The following is an 18,541-nucleotide window of genomic DNA, read 5'->3' on the forward strand; positions in this document are numbered from 1 at the left end:
TATGGACGTTGCTAAATCGTGTCGAGCACCTTCTTCGTCAATGCACTGCTGCTTTCCGTCCGGCTGCTGCCGCTGATGGTGGCCTCACCGATCCTGTTTTTTGCACGCATTCCATTAACCATTCGAGTGCTCCTGGGCCTAGCCCTGGCAGCGGTGATCGCCAGCCCACTCTCGACAGGACCGGTGCCACGGGTCACCGTGCCGATGCTGGCGGGCGAATTGCTGCTGGGTGTGGTCATGGCCTTTGCCTTCCATGCTGCCCATGCCGCGCTGGACCTGGCCGGCAAGCTGATTGACACCCAGGTCGGCCTGAATGCCGCCGGGGTCTTCGATCCGGGTACCACCGGTATGAGCGGGATGGTCTCGGAACTGTTGACCCTGACCCTGGCCGTGCTGTTCGTCAATCTCGACCTGCACCATGACCTGTTGCGGGTGTTCAGCGCCCTGCTCGCCGCTGTGCCACCCGGCTCGGTATCGGCGGGCTTGCTCGATATTTCGCTGACCGGCATCCTGACCCGCCAATTCCTGCTTGCCTTCATGCTGGTCAGCCCGGTGATCGTCGGCCTATGGCTGATCGATGCTGCCTTCGCCTTCCTGTCGCGCTCCATGCCCCAGGCCAACGTGTACTTCCTGGCCCTGCCGGTGAAGTTAGGCATGGGCATGCTCCTGGTCATGCTGGCTCTGCCAATGATCGTTCAACGCATGCCCCAATTGCTCGAGCAGGCACTACGCTTTGCCTTCGTCCCTGGAGCGAGCGCATGAGTGGCGGCGACCAGCAGGAAAAAAGCGAACAGGCCACGCCTTTCAAGCTCGACGAGGCGCGCAAGCAAGGCCAGGTCGCACGCAGTCCGGAACTGCTCTCGTTCACGATGTTGCTGAGTTTCCTGCTGATACTCTCGGCCAGCGTCCGCGAGCTGTGCGGCGTGCTTGCCGCTCACAGTCATTGGTGGCTGGGCAACGCCGCCGGCCTCGGCACGGCGTGGGGCAACCTGACCGCCCAGGGTAGCCACAGCTTACGCCAGGTGCTTGATGCGCTGATGCCGCTACTGGGGACACTGGTGCTGGTGGCGATTCTGACCAACCTGGTCTTCAATGGCCCGGTGTTTTCCCTAGCCCCGATCAAACCCGACTTCAAGCGCCTGCACCCGGTTCGCGGGCTCAAGCGTGTGTTCTCCCGACGCATGCTGGTTGAACTATTCAAAGTCCTGGCCAAAGGCATGCTGTTCACCTTGGTCCTGTACTACCTGTTCCGCGGCCTGCTGCCAGGTCTGCTCGACCTGGCCGCCCTTGCGCCGCTGGCGCTGCCGCTGGCCATCCACGGCCTTTTGCTGCAGGTGGGCTTTGCTGCCCTGATGGTGATGGCGGCAGCGATGCTCTTCGACATCTGGTACTCGCGTCGCGACTTCGCCCGTCAGATGCGCATGAGCCGCCGCGAGGTCAGGGACGAACACCGTCGCCGCGAAGGTGACCCAGAGATCCGTTCGCGCCGCCGCCAATCCCAGCAGGAGCTGCTGCAGAAGGCCGCTGCACTGGGCAAGGTGAAGGACGCCGATGTGATTGTCGTCAACCCGACCCGATACGCCGTCGCTCTGCAATACCGTCCGCAAAGCATGCGCGCACCGGTGGTCGTGGCCATGGGCCGAGGCTTGCTGGCCCGACGTATACGCGGCCTGGCACGCAAGCACCACGTGCCAGTGCTGCGTCGCCCCGCCCTTGCTCGCAGCCTGCACGCCCTGGCCCGGCTTGATGCGGCCATTCCCGAGATTACGCAGACTGAAGTGGCCCAGGTGTACCGCTGGATCATTTCGCTGCCCGGCAACAAGGTCATCACCCCATGAAAGCACTCTGGTCCCGATTCATGACAGAAGGCAGCGACCTGCTGCTGGCGATCGCAGTGATCGGCATCCTGCTGGTGCTGTTCACCCCGATTCCTACGGTGCTGCTCGACCTGCTGCTTTTGACCAACTTCGCCGTCGCACTGCTGGTCCTGCTGGTGACCTTCGACACTGACAAGCCGCTGAGCTTTTCCACCTTTCCGTCACTGCTGCTGATGACCACCCTGTTTCGCCTCTCGTTGAACATCGCCGCGACCCGCCTGATCCTCACCGATGGCGATGCTGGCAAAGTCATTGGCGCCATTGGCAGCCATGTAGTAGGCGGTAATTATGTGATCGGCTTTGTGGTGTTCCTGATCCTCGTGGTGGTGCAGTACGTGGTGGTCACCAGCGGTGCGCAGCGGGTCGCCGAAGTGGCCGCGCGCTTTACCCTTGACTCGCTGCCAGGCAAGCAGATGAGCATCGACGCCGACCTCAACATGGGCCTGATCGATCAGGATGAAGCGAAGAAGCGCCGCGCCCAGCTGGAGCGAGAATCGAACTTCTACGGGGCGATGGACGGGGCCTCGAAGTTCGTCAAGGGCGATGCAGTGGCGGGGATCATCATCATCGCCATCAATATCATCGGCGGCCTCTCGGTGGGCCTGCTGCAAAAAGGCATGAGCTGGGGTGATGCCCTGCACCACTACACGTTGCTGACCGTAGGTGACGGCATCGTCACCCAGATCCCGTCGCTGATCATTGCCGTGGGCGCCGGTATCATCATTACCCGCGCCGCCACCGACGCACGCCTTGGTCAGGAGCTGGGCCGCCAGGTTTCGGCCTATCCGAAGATGCTGCTGGTGGTGGCTCTGGTTACCTTGTTCCTGATGATGATGCCGGGCCTACCGGTGCTGCCGCTGCTGCTGCTGTGCCTGGTATTCTCCGCTGCCGCCTGGTTCGCCTGGCGCAAGCAACGCCGGATCATGGACGAGACCGGCAGCGAAGGCCGCAGTGTCGAGAGCGAGGCCGAGGACAGCAACGGCGAAGATATCTATGCCTTGATGATCAGCCAGCCTTTCGAGCTGCGCCTGAGTGCCGACCTCGCCAGCCATGCGCTGTCGGGCAGTAGCACCCTGCGCCTGCGCATTGAAAATCTGCGCAAGCAGTTTGCCCGCGACTACGGTTTCGCCCTGCCGCAACTTCACGCACACCTGGAAAAGAAACTCGGCCCTGGCAGCTATCAGGTTTGCATCCAGGGCGCGGCCATCGCCAATGGCGAGCTGGCTTTCGACAAGCTGTTGGCGATCAATCCGGGCAACGCCACCCTGGTTCTCGAAGGTCAAGCCACCCGCGAACCTACCTATGGCCTTGCAGCTCTATGGATCGACCCGGCGCAGCGTAACCAGGCACGCATTGCCGGGCATACCCTGGTGGAGCCGGACACGGTGCTTCTCACCCACCTCTCGGAACTGGCCCGCCGCTATGCCCCAGATTTTCTCACCCGGGCTGAAACCGAGCGCCTGGTGGCGAAGAAACGCGACGCCTTGGGCAGCCTGGTCGACGAGCTGATCCCGCAGGTGCTGAGCTATTCGGACATCCAGCGCGTACTGCAACTGTTGCTGCGCGAGCAAGTCCCCATCCGCAATCTGGAAACCATCCTCGAAGTACTGGTGGACGTCGGTCGCACCCAGAAGAACGCCGAAGACCTCGCCGAGAAGGTCCGTGAACGCCTGGGCGCAGCGCTGTACGAGCGCTTGCTGGACAAGAACGGCGAACTCAACGTGCTGACCCTCGCCCCGCAACTGGAAGGCCACATGCTCACCGCCGCTCGCCCCCGCGATGGCCTGCAGGGCGCACTGCTGCCGGCGCGGGAGCTGGAGCAATTCGTAGGCAACCTGGCGCGCGAGGCCGAGCGACAGCTCAGTGCCAACAAACAGCCTGTGTTGCTGTGCGCCGCCCCCTTGCGCCGCGTGCTGCGTGCCTTCGTCGCCCGCGCGGTACCACACTTGGCCGTGCTTTCGGTCAATGAGGTCGGCCAACATGCTCGGGTGGTCTCTGCCGGCATGATCGAACTGACCGACTTCCCTCGCCAGGAGACCCAATGAGCGACCTCATCCTGCAACTGGCCGGCGTGATCCAGCGTGACATCGACAGCCTCAAGGGGGTTTCGCAGAACATCGCCAACGCCAACACACCCGGCTACCGCGCCAGCCGCACCTTCAGCGTGCTCGCCCCAGCAGACCTGGGTACCGGCACCAGCCATGACCTGGAGGCCATCGAAAGCCTCACCAGCTTCAACCTGCAAGGCGGCGCCCTGCAGCAGACCGGCACCGCCACCGACCTGGCCTTGACCGGCGACGCCTGGTTCGCCGTGCAGGATGTGCAGGGCACCCTCCTGACCCGTGACGGCCGCTTCCATGTCGACAGCGCCGGCTACCTGGTCAACGCCAGTGGCCTTCGCGTGCTCGGCAATGGCAGCCCGCTGCAGGTGGACAACGGCGTGCTCAAGATCGACAGCCGTGGCGAGGTGTTGATCGACGACCAGCCGGTGACGCGCCTGGACCTGTTCCGGGTCAACGACCTGGCACGCCTCACCTCCCTCGGCGGAGGGCTGTACCAATACGTCGGGCGCCTGACCCCGGCACAAGATTACGTGGTTCACCAAGGGGTGCAGGAGCGCTCCAACGTCGACCTGGGCAATGACATGGTGAAAATCATGGAAATCTCCCGCCATGTGGAAAGCATGCAGCGCGCCCTCTCGGCGTACGACAGCCTGCTCGATACCGGCATCAACCAATTGGGCAAGGATTGAGAAGCAAGACATGATCGACGCATTGAGCATCGCCAGCTCCGGTCTCACCGCGAACCAGAACTGGATCGACACCATCTCCAGTAACGTCGCCAATATGCAGACCCTAGGCTACAAACGCAGCCAGGTCGAGTTCCACGACCGGGTGCGGGAAGTTGTGGTGCGCGACGAAACGGGCGCGAACGGCGAGATCCTTACCACCGGCGCGGGTATCCAGGCAGCCCAGCCAATGCAGGTGTTCAGCCTCGGCACCCTGCGTCAGAGTGGCAACGAGCTGGACCTGGCGATCCAGGGCGATGGCTTCTTCGAAGTGGCCCTGCCCACCGGTGAAGTGGCCTACACCCGCGCCGGGCGCTTCCACCTCGACAGCAACGGCCAGCTTGCCCTGAGCAGCGGCCAAGTGCTGACATCCGACCTGCGCGTGCCACCGGATGCCAGCAAGCTGGTGATCGACCAGGCCGGCCAAGTCCAGGCGACCCTCACCGAGACCGGCGAAGTCATCACCATCGGCCAGGTACAACTGGCACGCTTCGCCAGTGCCGGCAGCCTGGCCAGACTCAGCGACGGCCTGTACCGCCCTACCGCTGCCAGCGGGGAGGCACTGTATGCCGAGCCCGGCCGCGATGGGCTGGGCTCACTGCTGCAAGGCTATGTAGAGATGTCCAACGTCAACCTGATCGACGAGATGTCCAGCCTGGTCCTGGCCCAGCGTGCCTACCAGATGAACGCACGGTTGCTGCAGGCCAGCGACCAGATCCTGGAAACCATCAACAATCTGCGGCGCTGAACCATGACACCGCGGCAATTGGTCCTGCTTGCAATGCTTTTGAGCCCGCCCACCTGGGCCTGCGACACAGACGGCGAACAACGCCTGCTGGAACGCATTGATATCCAGGCCCGCGAAGGCTTGGCGCTCGACGGCGTACAACTGGAACTGACGCCGATCGGTGCACTGCCGGCATTGGTTGCACCCAGCGTACGACTACTCGGGCAGAGCCTGCGAAGCCGCCTGGCCGTGGAGCTCAAAGGTGTGCCCTGCGACGGCGGTCCGGCCCAGACTCAAACCCTCTGGTTCAAAGCCCGAGCCTGGCACGACGCCTGGGTGTACGGCCGCGCCGGGCGCGCCGAACAGGCCCTGGCCGACGCCGAGCCGCGTCGCGAGCGCATCGACGTCGCTGCCCTGCAGTTGCGTCCCGACGACCTGGCGCAGCAGATCGACGGTCTCTGGCTGAACCAGGCCACCCGCGCCGGCGCGCCGGTGCTCAAGCGCCAGGTCCAGCCCGAGCCGCTGGTGCAGCGCAATGCCGTGGTCGATGTGGTGGTACAGGCTCCGGGCCTGCGTTTGCAGACACAGGGCAAGGTCATGCGCCAAGGCCTGCTGGGCGACCGGGTACCGGTGTTGGTGGACGGGGCCGAGTCGAGCCTGATGGCGGTGGTCAGCGGAAAAGGAGAGGTACATGTGGAACATTAAAGCCGTAACCTGCGGCCTGGCATGGCTGTGCCTGCCGCTGCTGGCCGACGCCCAGAGCCTGATTGATCCGGACGGCTACCGAGCACTGACCGGCGACCGCCGTGGCTACCATATCGGTGAAATGCTCACCGTGCTGGTGGTCGAGTCGACCAATGCGCAAAGCGCCGCCGGTACCGGCGCCGATAGCTCGACCAGCATCTCCGGCACTACCGGGGTAAACAGCCATTCGAGCAAGGCCTCCCTCGGCCTGCAGGGCGATACCAGCGGCGCCGGCCAGACCCGCCGCAGCGGCCAGGTGCGCACCAATGTCTCGGTGCGCATCATCGACAAGCTGCCCGAAGGCCTGTTGCGGGTCAGCGGCGAGCAGATGGTCACGGTCAACGACGAGAAGCAGCAGATCCGCATCAGCGGCCTGGTCCGTCCGGATGACATCAATTACAACAACACGGTCTTTTCCTATCGCCTGGCGGATGCGCAGATCGACATCCTCGGCGACGGTGTGGTGGCCGATTCGCAGAAGCAGAACATCGTATTTCGGGTCCTGAAATGGTTGCGCATCCTATGAAATCGATAACGGCGCTGGTCGCTGCCTTGCTCCTGGGCGTGACTGCCAGTCAGGCCCAGGCCGAAGTGCGCATCAAGGAACTCACGAGGATCCAGGGGGTGCGCGACTACTCGGTGATCGGCTATGGCCTGGTGGTAGGCCTGGCCGGCAGCGGCGACAGCGAGCGCAACCGGGCGACCCGCCAGGCGCTGGTCAACACACTGAAAAACTTCAACGTCAACGTCGCCGACAGTGACCTGAACGCCCGCAACACCGCGGCGGTAATGATCACCGGTACCCTCCGCTCGTTCGCCGAGACCGGGGACAAGATCGATGTCGAGGTATCGTCCCTGGGCGACTCGCGCAGCCTGCTCGGTGGCACCCTGCTGATGACGCCGCTGTACGGCCCGGATGAAAAGCTCTACGCCCTGGCCCAGGGCCCGGTGTCGGTGGGCGGCTTTGCCTTCGAGGCGAATGCCAACTCGGTGCAGAAGAACCACCCTACGGTGGGTCGCATTCCCCGTGGCGCAAGCATCGAGCGCTCGGCCTTCAGCGAGCAAGACGGCACGCCGAGCAACCTGGTGCTGGTCCTCAACGACCCGGACTACACCACCGCCCAACGCATCGCCGACACCCTCACCACTCAGGGTAGGCTGTCCGGCGTGCGTGTGGCCCATGCAGCCAGGGTTGAGATCCCGGTGCTGCCCGGAACCACCCTGCCGCGCCTGATTTCTCGCATCGAAAACCTTTCGGTCAACCCGGACTATGCAGCACGGGTCGTGGTCAACGAGCGCACCGGCACGGTAGTCGCCGGGGCCAATGTCCGCATCGGAGAAGTCAACATTTCCCAGGGCAACCTGAACGTGGTGATCAGCACCAAATACCAGGTCTCGCAGCCGGTGGCGCTGATCCGTCCGGGAGCCAACGTCAGCAGCGTGGTGGTCCCGGATACCGAAATCGATGTACACGAAGCACAGTACCCGCCGGTGCAACTGGCCGAGGGCGCCAAGGTCGGCGACCTGGTCCAGGCGCTGAACCGGATCAAGCTGAGCACCCGCGAGATCATCACTGTATTGCAAGCCATCAAGCAGGCCGGCGCGTTGCATGCCGAGCTGATCATTCAATAAGGAATCCAGATGTCAGCGGATATGGGCCTGGCAGTGGACGCCGTGCGTCTTGCCATGAATCTCGAACAACTGCGCGCCCGGACGGCGGCGCGAAACATTGCCATGGTCAACGTGCCCGGCGCACCGGCCATGCGCGTCGATGTCGCCGGGGCCCTTGCCGCCGCGCGCGGCAGCCGGCATGACGACAATCTGTTTGCACAGAACCTCGAAGCCCTGGCCCGCCAGGACCTCGACGTCTATTTGCGCGACATCCCCACCAGCACCCCGCTGGCGCTGGACAGCGAAGTGGCTGAAATGTCCGCCGCCAGCGGCCGCTACCAGGCCCTGGCCGAAGGTGTGTCGCGCCAGTTCGGCCTGATGCAGCTGGCGATCAAGGGGGGACGTTGAGCATGCCTCTGGACAATATCAATGAAGTGATTCGCGGCAGCCTGGCCTACGAGCGCACCCGCGCCGAAGTGGCCGGCTATAACCTGGCGATCGCCAACGTGGCCATCCGTCCCGGCGAGGCCTCGCCGTTGCTGCGGGTCACACCACCGACACTGTTCGCCGAGCAGATTGGCCTCGGCGCACCCGCGGTGCAGGCCCAGGCGGGCAACGACACGCGGGTCGAACAGGACCCCGACCACCCCCTGGCCGACCGCGACGGCATGGTCCATTACCCGCGCCTGGAGCCGGCCATGGAGATGGCCACGCTGGTCTCGGCGACCCGTGCCTATGAAGCCAATATCCGCGCCTACAACACCCTGCGGGCGATGAACCTGAAAGCCTTCGAAATCGGAAAGTGACATGACCAGCGCGATCAACCCCATCGAGTGGCTACCAGAAGCCGGCGCTCCCGTTGCGCCTTTGGGCGCCAGTGCCCAGAGCGCCGCCAGCGATTTCACCGGCCTGCTCAAGTCCGGAGCCACCGCCCTGAGTGAACAGGCCGGCCAGGCCAGCGAGCTGCTCTCGGCCTATGCCGTGGGCGAGAATGTCTCGCCCCATGAACTGGTCATGGCCATGGAGCAGGCGAAGTTGTCCCTGCAATTGGCCGTGGAAGTACGAAACCGTCTGGTAGATGCCTACCAGGAACTGACCCGGTTGCAGATCTGAATCATGGAAAATACCACCCCGTCTTCTCCATTCGCCGGCCGTTCCGGGCTGTTCTTCGCCGGCCTGGCGGTCATCGTCCTGCTCTTCGGTGCAGCGCTCTGGTGGCTGACCCGGTCGACCTGGGAGGCTCTGTACAAGGATGCCGGTGAAGCCAATCAGGCAGCTATCCTTGCCACCCTTGGCCAATGGCAATTGCCCTACCGGATCCGCGAAGGCGTGATTGAAGTGCCCGATGAAACCGTAGCGGCTGCCCGCATGCACCTGGCCGACGCTGGTGTGCCGGGCCGTGGCAGCGTCGGCTTCGAGCTGTTCGACCAGGCCGACTACGGCATGTCCGAGTTCAGCCAGAAGATCAATTACCAGCGTGCCCTGGAAGGCGAACTTGCGCGAACCATGATGGGCACCGCCGAAGTGCAGCACGCCCGGGTCCACCTGACCTTCAAGAAAGGCGGCCTGTACCGCCAGGCCGAAGAGCCGGCCAAGGCCTCGGTGGTTGTGCGGCTGCGCCCCGACGCCGTGCTCGATAGCCAACGCGTGCGCGGCATTCAGCAATTGGTAGCCTCGGCGGTGGAAGGCATGAGTGCCGAGCGCGTGGTCGTGCTGAACGAAAACGGCCAGTTGCTCAGCAACGACGACGGCAGCGCTGTGCAACCGGAGCACTTGCGCATCACCGTCCAGCTCGAACAGGACCTGCAGCACAAGGCGGAAACCCTGCTTACCCGCTCCCTGGGATATAACGCCGCCGAGGTCTCGGTGCGCGTGCAATTGAACTTCGACCGGGTCAAGTCGGTACGCGAGCTGCCCATGGGCGGCGGCGAGGATACGCTGCAACGCTCGCGGGAAGTCACCTCCAGTGAAAGCAGCAGTGGTAGCAGCGACAGCAAGCGCCGCCAGAGCACCCGGGAAAGCGACTTCATGGTGGGTAAGGAGCGCGCGGAGATCGAGCATGCCGCTGGGCGCATCGAGCGGATCAGCGCCGGTGTGGTATTGGCCGCGCCGCAGAGCGAAGCCGGCTTGAAGCAAATGCGCAATCTACTGGAGGCCACCCTGGGCCTGGACATGACGCGCGGTGATCAGTTGGCAATCGCCTATCTGCCGCGTTCGCCGGCCGCCACTGCACCGCCTGCCGCCGTCACGCCTGCGGTACAGACTACCCCTGCCGTCGTAGTGGACAGCGAGCCTGCCATCGTCACCCAGGCGGAAACGCCCTGGCTGCGTTGGGCCGTCTCGGCCGGTACCGGCATGCTTTCCGTGCTGTTGCTGAGCCTGTGGCTGAGTGCACGCAAGCGCGCTCGTCGTTCTCTGGCAGTGGCTCAGCCGCGCCTGTCTTCGGTGGAGCGAGAGCAATTACTGGTCGACCTGCGCCGCTGGCTGGCAGAGGTCCGTTAAGCCCATGAATCCGTCTCCCTTGCGTAAATTGGCAATCCGCCTGGCCTGCATCCATGCCGAGGACCGCGACTGGATCCTCGCCCAGCTCGCTGGCGATGAGGCCCGTCGGGTCAACGAGCTGTTGCAGGAAATCGAAACCTTGGGCCTGGCCAGCGATCCATCGGTGGTCAATGCAGTGATGAGTGAGGTCGCCAGCCAGGGCGCCATGCGACCTGTGCTCGACAGTGACAACCAGGCCTGGCTGACGCTGCTGACCCGCGCCGAACATCCGCTGTGGGCCGCGCTGGTCCTGCAACTGCACAGCAAGGATAAGCGCCGCAAGCTGATCGAGACCCTGCCCGACGTTGCGGCCGTGCGCCGCTGGGACACGGCCTTCGCCACCCAACCGGTGCCGCCGGCGCTGGCCCGTTGCGTCAGCCAGTATCTGCAAGCCAAGGGGCCCACCCATGACTGAGCATGAACCTCGGGTCGGCACCATCCTGCGCCAACCTGGCCAGCGCGGCGCCGGCCGTCGCCTGCCCGGACCACATACAACGGAGTTGCTCCAAGCGCAGGTAGAGGAAAACCCTGGGCAGACCCTCGCCGGCCTGCGCCAAGCCTTTGCCGCCGAACTGGCGCAGCTGGAGGAGCAGGCCCGTCAGCGGGGCCTGGCAGCAGCCCGTGAGGAAGGTGCCAAGGCCCTTGCACAGAGCCAGCAACGCCAGAGCCGGGAGTGGTTGGAAAAGCAAGCTACCCTCGACTCATCGCTGGCTCAGCAGAGCCGGCAACTGGCCGACCTGACCCACGCCCTGCAGCATCAACGGGAAACCTTGCTCCAGGCCATGGAGCCAGTGGTCGCGCGCCTGGGCCTGGCCGTGGCGACACGCCTGCTCGGCCAGCAGGCTGACAACGGGTCGCTGGTAGCCGCCCTGGCTGCCCAGGCCATCGACGAATACCGCTTGAAGGAGCCGCTTCGCATTCGCGTCAGCAGTGCCGATCACGCCCGACTGCGCAGCCTGTTCGAAGACGAACAGGCCCTGGCGGCTTACCAGCTCGATCCTGCGGCCAAGGTCGGCGCCTGCCTGATCGAACATGGCCTGGGCCGCCTGGATGCCGGGCTCGACACACAAATGGCCGCATTGCGCCAGGCCCTGCTAGGAGACGACCGTGTGGCAACAGGTTGAGCGCCGCCTGACAGCACGTCTGGCCGCCGCTCGACCGTGCCAGCGCAGCGGTCGCCTGACTGCGGTTCGTGGCATGGTCCTGGAAGCTTCGGGGCTGGATGTGCGCCTGGGCGAACTGGTCGATATCCATCCTGTCCAGGGCAGCAATGTCCTGCCTGCGGAAGTGGTCGGCCTGCATGGCGAACATGCCTTGCTGATGCCCTATGGACCGGTGGATGGCCTGAGCCTGGCCAGCGAGGTCTTGCCTCTTGGCGAAGCCTGGAGCGTACCGGTCGGCGCGGGCCTGCTCGGCCGGGTGCTGGATGCCACCTGCCAGCCCCTTGATGACCGGCCACTACCGGACGATCTGCAGCGCATGCCGCGTCTTGTCGCCCCGATCAATCCGCTGCACCGCGCGCCCATCGACCAACCCCTGGTTACCGGCGTCAAGGCAGTGGACCTGTTCACCCCTCTTGGCCGCGGTCAGCGCATGGGCATCTTCGCCGGTAGCGGCGTGGGTAAAAGCACCCTGCTGGGCATGATGAGCCAGCACACCGAGGCCGAAGTGATCGTGATCGCCCTGATCGGCGAGCGCGGCCGCGAAGTCGGCGACTTCATTCGTGACAGCCTTGGCCCCGAAGGTTTGAAGAAAGCCGTGGTCATCGCTGCCGCTGCCGAGCAGCCGGCAGTGCTGCGGCGCCAGGCGGCCTACACTGCCACCACCATCGCCGAATGGTTCCGCGCCCAAGGCAAGCAGGTGCTGCTGATCATGGACTCGGTCACCCGCTTCGCCCTGGCCCAGCGGGAAATCGGCCTGGCCACTGGCGAACCCATGGGCAGCCGTGGCTACCCGCCGTCGGTACTCGCCCTGCTGCCGCCCCTGATGGAGCGCGCCGGCAACCTGCATGGTCAGGGCTCGATCACCGGGGTGTACACGGTGCTGGTGGAAGGCGACGATATGAACGAGCCGGTAGCGGACCATATGCGCGCCATTCTCGACGGCCATATCGTTCTCGATCGCAGCATCGCCGCTCGCGGGCAATGGCCGGCAATCGATGTGCTGAACAGCATCAGCCGCCTGGCGGGCGCCCTGCGCAGCCAGCAACAGAAACAGGCGGTCGAGTGCGTACGCAGCGCCATGGGCGTCTATCGCAACAGCGAGACCCTGATCGAGCTGGGCGCCTATGAGAAAGGCGCCCAGCGCCTGATCGATCTGATGATCGAGCTCAAGCCCGAGCTCGACGCACTGCTGGCCCAGGCCCCGGGTGAATGTTGCGAGCCGGAGAAGACCTGGCAGACCTTGCAGCGCCTGGCCCAACAGCTGAACCGGGGCGCCCCCCATGCCAGCTGACACACACGATCTGCGCCAACTGCGCGGCATCCTGCGTCTGCGGACAATGCGCCGAGAACAGGCTGAAGGTATTCATCAACGCAGCCGCGAGGCCTTGGGCCAGATGAGTCGCTTGCTGGAGCAGGCACTGCAACTGCAGCGCGCCGCCCTCGTTCACCTTGGTCAGTGCCACAGTGCCGGGACCGTGCTGGACCCAGCGCAGCATGAACAGCGCCTGCTGGCGCAGCAGGCCGGGCAATTACTCATCGATGAGCGTCGCGATGCCGTGACGAAGGCCATCGCCACACAGGAACAGGCGCTGACCGACCTGTTGGCAGCCAAGGTCGCCGAGGATGTCGCGGTGAAGGCCTGCGAGCGCATGGCTGGCGTGGTGCGCCAGGAAACCGAGCAACGCGAAAGGCTGGACATCTTCGACAGCTGGCAACCACGGGAGCCGTTTCATGGACTTTAAGGTCTCGGTTTCGCTCTGGAACCAACCTCAGAACCCGAGCATGCCAGCCACAACGCCGGCCTCGGGCGACAGCGACTTCAGACAACGCCTGGGCCTCGACCAGCAGTCCACGCCTCGGCAGGACGATGCGGGCCAAGCGCCAGACGGCCAGGACGCAACGCCGCTGGCGGATCAGTCGTTTGTTCAGACACCGCTACGGGATGCAAGCATGCCTGGGCACCCGATCACACCGGTTAGGGTCGACCCCGCTGTCGGCCTGGAGCTTTATGCACTTGGCCTGCAGGCGGGCACACGACTGTCCCATATGCCTGCCGGGTTACTGGCCAGCGCCGAGGCGGCGTACCGCGCCAATGGCTTCGATGCGGCGGCGGACGCTGCCGAGCCGCAACTGCAGGTGCCCAAGACCGCGGCATCCGCCCCCATTATCTGCACACCTGGCCGCAACCAGGCCGCAATGACACCGCCCCCCCAGGTTTCGGCCGCTGGCGATGAACCCGTGACCCGCCTGAACGAAGGACTACGTGCTTGGCACAGCCTCCACTGGCCACAACGCAACTACCTGCTGCTGCCTCGCAGCGATGGCGTGGAACTGTTGATCCGCGACCATCACCTGGATGCACAGGAGCAGGCCACACTACTCGGCGAACTGCTGCGGCGCCTGCCCGGTAGTGGCGTCGACGCGCAACGGATCTGGATCAACGGACACCCCGTCTGGCAGCGGAAAAACCTCTCACGCCTGCAAGGAAATGCCTGAAATGGCCATCGATGCAATCGGCAATGCCCTGAACTCCACCACCTCCGAACTGAGCCAGAGCCGCCTGGGGCAGGAGGACTTCATCAAGCTGTTCCTCACCGAACTGACCTTCCAGGACCCGCTGGAACCGATCAACAACCGCGAATTCCTGGCGCAGATGGCGCAGTTCGCCAACCTCGAGCAGACCCGGGTAACCAACGAGAACACTGAGAACCTGGTGGCCATGAACGCCACCGCGCAGTCGCTTGGCCTGCTCGGCCGCCAGGTCGAGATCAGCACGGAATCCGGCGAATCGGTGATCGGCTCGGTCTCGGCGATTTCCTTCTCGCTATCCGGACCGGTGCTCAGCATCAAGGACAGCAACGGCAACGTGCTGCCGGATGTGCGCATGGCCCAGGTCAAACTGGTGCGAATCTAAGGAGGCGTGATGCTGCAAGCATTCTTCAATGGCCTGAGCGGCCTGCTGGCGTTCTCCAAAGGCCTGGACAACGTCTCCAACAACGTGTCGAACATGAACACCCCGGCCTATCGCGGCAGCGATACCTTCTTTCGCAGCGTCAACGGCCAGGACGGCCAGGGCCTGGGCGCCGGCATCACCGGTACCCAGGTGCGGACCAAAGCCGGCGACACCCGGCAGACCGGCAACGACACCAATGCGGCGATCACCGGCGCTGGCTACTTCGTGCTGCACGATAGCCACCAGCAGCTGTTCTATACCCGTGCCGGGCAGTTCGAGATCGACAAGGACGGCTACCTGGTGGACTCCGTCAGCCAATTCCGCGTACAGGGCGTCGATGCCTCGGGCAACCGAGGCGATATCAACATCAACGAGCGCCGCTCCCTGCCGCCAACCGCCACCACCAAGGTCGAGATGATTGGCACCCTGGCACGCAGCGGTACCTCCGAAGCGACCCACCAGATCAAGGATATCGTGGTTTACGATGCCTCCGGCTCGAGCCAGAAGCTAACCCTGAAGTTCACCCCGCAAACCACCTCGGTCTCCAGCAACAGCTGGCAGGTGGATGTCAGCAATGCTCAGGGCACACTGCTGACCAGCGGCAGCATCGCCTTCGGCATCGATGGCAGCCCGCAGGTCGGCCATAACACCCTTAGCGTGCCGCTGGCCACCAACGGCAGCAGCCAGGCCATCGTACTCGACTTCGGTACGCCGGGCAGCTACAACCTGGCCTCCCAGGTCGCTAGCGGGCCGAGCCACACCCTCACCGCCAAGGTGGTGGACGGCAGTGCCGTGTCCGGCCTGAGCACCTATGCCTTCGATGAAAAAGGCGTGATGAAACTGACCTACGCCAGCGGCGAAAAGCGGGACGGCAGCCAGCTGGTGCTGGCCAACTTCGACGACAGCGCGGCGCTGATCGTCGGGGAAAAATCCCTGTACCGCAGCCCTGAATACATGCGCCCGCAATTCGGCCGCGCCACCGAAGGCCACTTCGGGCGCATCCAGGGCGGTTACCTGGAGCTGTCCAACGTCGACCTGGCCCAGGAATTCGGCGACATCCTGATCATCCAGCGCGGCTACCAGGCCAGTTCGCGAGTGATGACCGTCTCCAACGAAATGATCGAACAACTCTACAACGGCACCCGCGGAGGCTGAAGCATGAGATTTCTGGGGTTTCTCGGCGCAAGTCGCCTGAACATGGCGCGCCAGCTGCTACCGGCGCAGGTTGATGAATGGCGCAAGCAATGGTGCCTCGGCGACGGCGAGCACTGGACGATCCACTGCGATGGCGAACAGGTGCTGGCCAGCCATGAACAGGCACTTGGCCTGGCCTGGCAGCGAGCGCAATGTCCCCGCGGCGCGATGTATGTAGCTGGCCTGCAAGCCGATAGCTGGACCCGCGCGGTATTCGCCGCCCAGGCCGCGAAGGTGCCGGACGACGCCAGTGCCCGCCATGTGCTGGAGCAAGCGCGCCTGGCCTTGGTCAACGCGTTGCTCCAGGGGCTTGGCCAGGAGCCAGTCGCCAGCCTGGACAATGAAGCCCCGCAAGCGCCCGGCGCTGCCCTCGGCTCCCGTGCACTGATGCAGATCAAGCTGGCCGATACGGCACTGTTCTGCCTGGTGGACGCCACGCTGCTGGAGCCATCCCTGCCCGCCCTGGGGAAGCCGACCGCACTGACCCAGCGCAAGGACGCTATCGGCGGCGCCAAGATCCGCCTGAGCCTGGCGCTGCCCCTGGCAGAGCTGGCCTTGGGCGATATCAACGGCCTCAACCCCGGTGATGTCCTGCTGGCCGCTGCCCGCCTCGACCAACCCCTGACTTTGAGCAGCAGCCAAGGTGCGCCCCTAGCTAAAGGCTACCTGGCCCGCCGCCAGGAATGCCTGGCGCTGCAACTGATTCCCTGAACTTGCGGAGAAAACACCATGACCACCCTTATCGATGCCATCGAACTGGAAGAACGCCAGCCCATCGACAACAGCGCGCTGGCCCCCTTGATCAAACGTGACCTGGGGCTGATCAAGCATGTCCGAGTAGAACTCAGTGTCGAGTTGGGCACCGCGGAAATGACCGTTGACGAGCTGTTCGCGCTGAAATCCGGCGATATCGTCAAGCTGCTGCAGCAGGTCAACGAGCCGGCGCGCCTGTGCCTCGATGGCAAGGCCGTGGCTCGCGGCAACCTGGTAGCCGTCGACGACAACTTCGGCCTGCAACTGACGGAAATCCTGTGAACATGGTGACGCCCGAAAGCGCAGCCGCGCCGCCTTTGCCGCTGCGTTATGACGATCCCATCTCGCTGATGCTGATCATCAAGACCTTGGCCATCACCGCCCTGCTGCTGGCTGTGGTGTACCTGGCACTGCGCTGGTACAGCCGACGCGCCAGCCTGGGTACCGCCGCGCACACCGAGCGCGCCGAGCTGCACTGCGCTGCCAGCCTGCGCCTGTCGCCACGAACCCGGGTGTTCCTGGTCAAGGCCGCCGACGAGCAAGTGCTGATCACCGAGACGCCGACCGGCACGACGGTGACCCGGCTGCCCGGCCCCGCGCCAGCGGACTGAGCGCCTGTCACGCCACTTCCCGATCACCTTCCGACCAGCGATTCGTCATGTTTAGCCGCCTCTTTCCGATTACCCTGCTCTGCCTCGTTTCCAGCCCGTGCATGGCCGCCAGCGCCAATGCCCCGTGGGACAGCTTCGCCGCGTCGTCCCTGGGCTCGCCGGTCAGCATGTTCGCCATGCTCACGCTGCTCTCGCTGCTGCCCTTCGGCATGATCGCCCTGACCACCTTCACCCGCAACATCGTGGTGCTGTCGCTGGTGCGCCACGCCCTCGGGCTACAGCAGACACCGCCGAACATCGTGCTGATTGTGCTGGCACTGTTCCTTACCCTGTTCGTCATGGCGCCGACACTGGAAAGCACCTACCAGGCCGGGGTAAAGCCGTTTCTCGCCCAGCAGCTCAGCCTCGAACAGGCCGCGCAGCAGGGCTGGGTGCCGGTGCGCGACTTCATGGTGCGCCAGACCCACGAATCCGACCTGCGCCTGATTCACGAACTGGCCAAGGCACCGCTGCCGGCCACGGTGGATGAGCTCACCCCGGTGCACCTGGTGCCGGCGTTCATGCTCAGCGAACTGAAGATCGCCTTCCAGATCGGCTTCATGATCTTCCTGCCGTTCCTGATCATCGACCTGATCGTTTCCTCGATCCTCATGTCGCTGGGCATGATCATGGTTCCGCCCATCACCCTCTCGCTGCCGCTGAAGATCATGCTGTTCCTGCTGATTGACGGCTGGGGGCTAATCACCCAGACCCTCGTGCGCAGTGTGGCCTGAGCCGTCCATGGGCAGCCTGGACATGGCCAACGACGAGGAGCGTCTGCTTTGGCAACAGTGGTTGAGCCTGCGCGACGCAGACACCCGCACGCGCCTGTTCTTCCACCACAGTGCCTGGTCGCGCACTGTCGCGGGCTATTACTACAACCGCTACCCGCACCCGCTGGCGGAATGGCACGACTACCTCAGCCTCACCTCCCAAGGTCTGCTGCAGGCCATCGACGGCTTCGACCTGCTGCGCCACGTACGCTTTCGCACCTACGCCGAGCCGTTTCTCAAGGGCGCGGTGCTCAAGGGGCTTTCCGCCTACATCAAGGACCAGCGGCCGATCGTCCGCGAGCGCCTGGAAGGCATCGGCAGCGAGCAACGCTTCGGGGTTGCCGACAGTGACTTCGAGCTGGTAGTCAACAGCGCCGTTGACCTTGCCTTTGGCTACTTCCTGGAACTGGGCGTGATCGATGAGACACCGCCAGACAACAACCCCCTCAGCGCCTACGTCCAGCAAGACAAGGACCAGAGCCTCGGCCTGCTGGTAGAGCGCCTGCCGGAGCGGGAACGGCAGATCATCGTCGGGCATTACTATCAGCAGATGAGCTTTGTGGAGCTGGCGGGATTGCTCGGGGTGGGCAAGGCGCGGGTGTCGCAGTTGCATGGGCAGGCGTTGCGGCGGATCAGGAAGCTATATGAGGAGGTTGGGGGTATGGAGTGGGAGTGGTGAGGTTTGTGGCAGGGAAGTGACGTAAAAAGCGCGCTTCTACTGATGCATCTGCCAACAAACCAGCCACTGGTAACCGACTTTCATCCAG

At 64.3% G+C, this 18,541-nt stretch carries 24 protein-coding genes; all 24 read left to right on the top strand.

What is annotated here, in order from left to right; all coding sequences use genetic code 11:
* Nucleotides 1-18 precede the first annotated feature (18 nt).
* Genes A0O30_RS20400 through A0O30_RS20515 form a run of 24 tightly spaced genes read left to right on the top strand, consistent with a single transcriptional unit; the run spans nucleotide 19 to nucleotide 18,453 of the window.
* Nucleotides 19-762, top strand: coding sequence for a flagellar biosynthetic protein FliR (locus A0O30_RS20400; RefSeq protein WP_105947747.1), 744 nt, complete (start codon nucleotides 19-21; stop codon nucleotides 760-762).
* A complete protein-coding gene (locus A0O30_RS20405; RefSeq protein ID WP_105947748.1) occupies nucleotides 759-1,838 on the top strand; it encodes a flagellar biosynthesis protein FlhB in 1,080 nt (359 codons plus the stop codon). Before A0O30_RS20400 ends, A0O30_RS20405 begins: the two co-directional genes overlap by 4 nt.
* A complete protein-coding gene (locus A0O30_RS20410) occupies nucleotides 1,835-3,922 on the top strand; it encodes a flagellar biosynthesis protein FlhA (RefSeq protein WP_105947749.1) in 2,088 nt (695 codons plus the stop codon). Before A0O30_RS20405 ends, A0O30_RS20410 begins: the two co-directional genes overlap by 4 nt.
* Nucleotides 3,919-4,629: a flagellar hook-basal body protein gene (locus tag A0O30_RS20415; protein WP_105947750.1), complete on the top strand. Its 711-nt coding sequence runs from the start codon at nucleotides 3,919-3,921 to the stop codon at nucleotides 4,627-4,629. Before A0O30_RS20410 ends, A0O30_RS20415 begins: the two co-directional genes overlap by 4 nt.
* 10 nt (nucleotides 4,630-4,639) lie before the next feature.
* On the top strand, nucleotides 4,640-5,413 hold the full coding sequence (locus A0O30_RS20420; protein ID WP_105947751.1) for a flagellar hook-basal body protein: 774 nt from the start codon (nucleotides 4,640-4,642) through the stop codon (nucleotides 5,411-5,413).
* 33 nt (nucleotides 5,414-5,446) lie between these two features.
* Nucleotides 5,447-6,097, top strand: coding sequence for a flagellar basal body P-ring formation chaperone FlgA (gene flgA / locus A0O30_RS20425; RefSeq protein WP_256589733.1), 651 nt, complete (start codon nucleotides 5,447-5,449; stop codon nucleotides 6,095-6,097).
* On the top strand, nucleotides 6,084-6,662 hold the full coding sequence (locus tag A0O30_RS20430) for a flagellar basal body L-ring protein FlgH (RefSeq protein ID WP_105947752.1): 579 nt from the start codon (nucleotides 6,084-6,086) through the stop codon (nucleotides 6,660-6,662). The genes flgA and A0O30_RS20430 overlap by 14 nt, the downstream gene beginning before the upstream one ends.
* Nucleotides 6,659-7,768: a flagellar basal body P-ring protein FlgI gene (locus A0O30_RS20435; RefSeq protein WP_105947753.1), complete on the top strand. Its 1,110-nt coding sequence runs from the start codon at nucleotides 6,659-6,661 to the stop codon at nucleotides 7,766-7,768. The genes A0O30_RS20430 and A0O30_RS20435 overlap by 4 nt, the downstream gene beginning before the upstream one ends.
* A gap of 9 nt (nucleotides 7,769-7,777) precedes the next feature.
* The gene (locus tag A0O30_RS20440; protein WP_105947754.1) at nucleotides 7,778-8,155 is read left to right on the top strand and encodes a flagellar biosynthesis protein FlgB; all 378 of its coding nucleotides are present in this window, start codon (nucleotides 7,778-7,780) and stop codon (nucleotides 8,153-8,155) included.
* Between the two features lie 2 nt (nucleotides 8,156-8,157).
* Nucleotides 8,158-8,553, top strand: coding sequence for a flagellar basal body rod protein FlgC (locus A0O30_RS20445; RefSeq protein WP_105947755.1), 396 nt, complete (start codon nucleotides 8,158-8,160; stop codon nucleotides 8,551-8,553).
* A gap of 1 nt (nucleotide 8,554) precedes the next feature.
* Nucleotides 8,555-8,860 carry a flagellar hook-basal body complex protein FliE gene (gene fliE, locus A0O30_RS20450; protein WP_105947756.1) on the top strand — a complete coding sequence of 102 codons (306 nt, stop codon included), beginning with the start codon at nucleotides 8,555-8,557 and terminating at the stop codon, nucleotides 8,858-8,860.
* A gap of 3 nt (nucleotides 8,861-8,863) precedes the next feature.
* On the top strand, nucleotides 8,864-10,249 hold the full coding sequence (gene fliF / locus A0O30_RS20455; protein WP_105947757.1) for a flagellar basal-body MS-ring/collar protein FliF: 1,386 nt from the start codon (nucleotides 8,864-8,866) through the stop codon (nucleotides 10,247-10,249).
* 4 nt (nucleotides 10,250-10,253) lie between these two features.
* Nucleotides 10,254-10,703 carry a hypothetical protein gene (locus tag A0O30_RS20460; protein ID WP_105947758.1) on the top strand — a complete coding sequence of 150 codons (450 nt, stop codon included), beginning with the start codon at nucleotides 10,254-10,256 and terminating at the stop codon, nucleotides 10,701-10,703.
* Nucleotides 10,696-11,412, top strand: a complete 717-nt coding sequence (locus tag A0O30_RS20465; protein ID WP_105947759.1) for a FliH/SctL family protein — start codon at nucleotides 10,696-10,698, stop codon at nucleotides 11,410-11,412. Before A0O30_RS20460 ends, A0O30_RS20465 begins: the two co-directional genes overlap by 8 nt.
* Nucleotides 11,396-12,742, top strand: coding sequence for a FliI/YscN family ATPase (locus tag A0O30_RS20470; RefSeq protein WP_105947760.1), 1,347 nt, complete (start codon nucleotides 11,396-11,398; stop codon nucleotides 12,740-12,742). Before A0O30_RS20465 ends, A0O30_RS20470 begins: the two co-directional genes overlap by 17 nt.
* Nucleotides 12,732-13,193, top strand: a complete 462-nt coding sequence (locus tag A0O30_RS20475; RefSeq protein WP_105947761.1) for a hypothetical protein — start codon at nucleotides 12,732-12,734, stop codon at nucleotides 13,191-13,193. The genes A0O30_RS20470 and A0O30_RS20475 overlap by 11 nt, the downstream gene beginning before the upstream one ends.
* Nucleotides 13,183-13,947, top strand: coding sequence for a hypothetical protein (locus A0O30_RS27730; RefSeq protein WP_146256321.1), 765 nt, complete (start codon nucleotides 13,183-13,185; stop codon nucleotides 13,945-13,947). Before A0O30_RS20475 ends, A0O30_RS27730 begins: the two co-directional genes overlap by 11 nt.
* Before the next feature lies 1 nt (nucleotide 13,948).
* Nucleotides 13,949-14,365 (top strand): flagellar hook assembly protein FlgD, encoded by a 417-nt coding sequence (locus tag A0O30_RS20485; protein ID WP_105947763.1) that lies wholly within the window; start codon nucleotides 13,949-13,951, stop codon nucleotides 14,363-14,365.
* 9 nt (nucleotides 14,366-14,374) lie between these two features.
* Nucleotides 14,375-15,559, top strand: a complete 1,185-nt coding sequence (flgF, locus tag A0O30_RS20490) for a flagellar basal-body rod protein FlgF (protein WP_105947764.1) — start codon at nucleotides 14,375-14,377, stop codon at nucleotides 15,557-15,559.
* Nucleotides 15,560-15,562: 3 nt separating this feature from the next.
* A complete protein-coding gene (locus tag A0O30_RS20495) occupies nucleotides 15,563-16,309 on the top strand; it encodes a FliM/FliN family flagellar motor switch protein (RefSeq protein ID WP_146256322.1) in 747 nt (248 codons plus the stop codon).
* Between the two features lie 18 nt (nucleotides 16,310-16,327).
* On the top strand, nucleotides 16,328-16,633 hold the full coding sequence (locus tag A0O30_RS20500) for a FliM/FliN family flagellar motor switch protein (RefSeq protein ID WP_105947766.1): 306 nt from the start codon (nucleotides 16,328-16,330) through the stop codon (nucleotides 16,631-16,633).
* A 2-nt stretch (nucleotides 16,634-16,635) separates the two neighbouring features.
* Complete coding sequence (locus A0O30_RS20505) at nucleotides 16,636-16,962, top strand: flagellar biosynthetic protein FliO (protein WP_256589737.1); 327 nt, start codon at nucleotides 16,636-16,638, stop codon at nucleotides 16,960-16,962.
* A 47-nt stretch (nucleotides 16,963-17,009) separates the two neighbouring features.
* The gene (gene fliP, locus A0O30_RS20510; RefSeq protein ID WP_105947767.1) at nucleotides 17,010-17,735 is read left to right on the top strand and encodes a flagellar type III secretion system pore protein FliP; all 726 of its coding nucleotides are present in this window, start codon (nucleotides 17,010-17,012) and stop codon (nucleotides 17,733-17,735) included.
* A gap of 7 nt (nucleotides 17,736-17,742) precedes the next feature.
* Nucleotides 17,743-18,453, top strand: coding sequence for a sigma-70 family RNA polymerase sigma factor (locus A0O30_RS20515; RefSeq protein WP_105947768.1), 711 nt, complete (start codon nucleotides 17,743-17,745; stop codon nucleotides 18,451-18,453).
* Nucleotides 18,454-18,541: the final 88 nt, after the last annotated feature.

The sequence above is a fragment of the Pseudomonas sp. LLC-1 genome, from assembly GCF_002992185.1.
Taxonomy (GTDB): domain Bacteria; phylum Pseudomonadota; class Gammaproteobacteria; order Pseudomonadales; family Pseudomonadaceae; genus Aquipseudomonas; species Aquipseudomonas monteilii.

Excerpts from the sequence above, each read along its gene's own strand:
- A0O30_RS20405 (WP_105947748.1), top strand. The coding sequence starts at position 759 with ATGAGTGGCGGCGACCAGCAGGAAAAAAGCGAACAGGCCACGCCTTTC.
- A0O30_RS20410 (WP_105947749.1), top strand. The coding sequence starts at position 1,835 with ATGAAAGCACTCTGGTCCCGATTCATGACAGAAGGCAGCGACCTGCTG.
- A0O30_RS20415 (WP_105947750.1), top strand. The coding sequence starts at position 3,919 with ATGAGCGACCTCATCCTGCAACTGGCCGGCGTGATCCAGCGTGACATC.
- A0O30_RS20420 (WP_105947751.1), top strand. The coding sequence starts at position 4,640 with ATGATCGACGCATTGAGCATCGCCAGCTCCGGTCTCACCGCGAACCAG.
- flgA (WP_256589733.1), top strand. The coding sequence starts at position 5,447 with ATGCTTTTGAGCCCGCCCACCTGGGCCTGCGACACAGACGGCGAACAA.
- A0O30_RS20430 (WP_105947752.1), top strand. The coding sequence starts at position 6,084 with ATGTGGAACATTAAAGCCGTAACCTGCGGCCTGGCATGGCTGTGCCTG.
- A0O30_RS20435 (WP_105947753.1), top strand. The coding sequence starts at position 6,659 with ATGAAATCGATAACGGCGCTGGTCGCTGCCTTGCTCCTGGGCGTGACT.
- A0O30_RS20440 (WP_105947754.1), top strand. The coding sequence starts at position 7,778 with ATGTCAGCGGATATGGGCCTGGCAGTGGACGCCGTGCGTCTTGCCATG.
- A0O30_RS20445 (WP_105947755.1), top strand. The coding sequence starts at position 8,158 with ATGCCTCTGGACAATATCAATGAAGTGATTCGCGGCAGCCTGGCCTAC.
- fliE (WP_105947756.1), top strand. The coding sequence starts at position 8,555 with ATGACCAGCGCGATCAACCCCATCGAGTGGCTACCAGAAGCCGGCGCT.
- fliF (WP_105947757.1), top strand. The coding sequence starts at position 8,864 with ATGGAAAATACCACCCCGTCTTCTCCATTCGCCGGCCGTTCCGGGCTG.
- A0O30_RS20460 (WP_105947758.1), top strand. The coding sequence starts at position 10,254 with ATGAATCCGTCTCCCTTGCGTAAATTGGCAATCCGCCTGGCCTGCATC.
- A0O30_RS20465 (WP_105947759.1), top strand. The coding sequence starts at position 10,696 with ATGACTGAGCATGAACCTCGGGTCGGCACCATCCTGCGCCAACCTGGC.
- A0O30_RS20475 (WP_105947761.1), top strand. The coding sequence starts at position 12,732 with ATGCCAGCTGACACACACGATCTGCGCCAACTGCGCGGCATCCTGCGT.
- A0O30_RS27730 (WP_146256321.1), top strand. The coding sequence starts at position 13,183 with ATGGACTTTAAGGTCTCGGTTTCGCTCTGGAACCAACCTCAGAACCCG.
- A0O30_RS20485 (WP_105947763.1), top strand. The coding sequence starts at position 13,949 with ATGGCCATCGATGCAATCGGCAATGCCCTGAACTCCACCACCTCCGAA.
- flgF (WP_105947764.1), top strand. The coding sequence starts at position 14,375 with ATGCTGCAAGCATTCTTCAATGGCCTGAGCGGCCTGCTGGCGTTCTCC.
- A0O30_RS20495 (WP_146256322.1), top strand. The coding sequence starts at position 15,563 with ATGAGATTTCTGGGGTTTCTCGGCGCAAGTCGCCTGAACATGGCGCGC.
- A0O30_RS20500 (WP_105947766.1), top strand. The coding sequence starts at position 16,328 with ATGACCACCCTTATCGATGCCATCGAACTGGAAGAACGCCAGCCCATC.
- A0O30_RS20505 (WP_256589737.1), top strand. The coding sequence starts at position 16,636 with ATGGTGACGCCCGAAAGCGCAGCCGCGCCGCCTTTGCCGCTGCGTTAT.
- fliP (WP_105947767.1), top strand. The coding sequence starts at position 17,010 with ATGTTTAGCCGCCTCTTTCCGATTACCCTGCTCTGCCTCGTTTCCAGC.
- A0O30_RS20515 (WP_105947768.1), top strand. The coding sequence starts at position 17,743 with ATGGGCAGCCTGGACATGGCCAACGACGAGGAGCGTCTGCTTTGGCAA.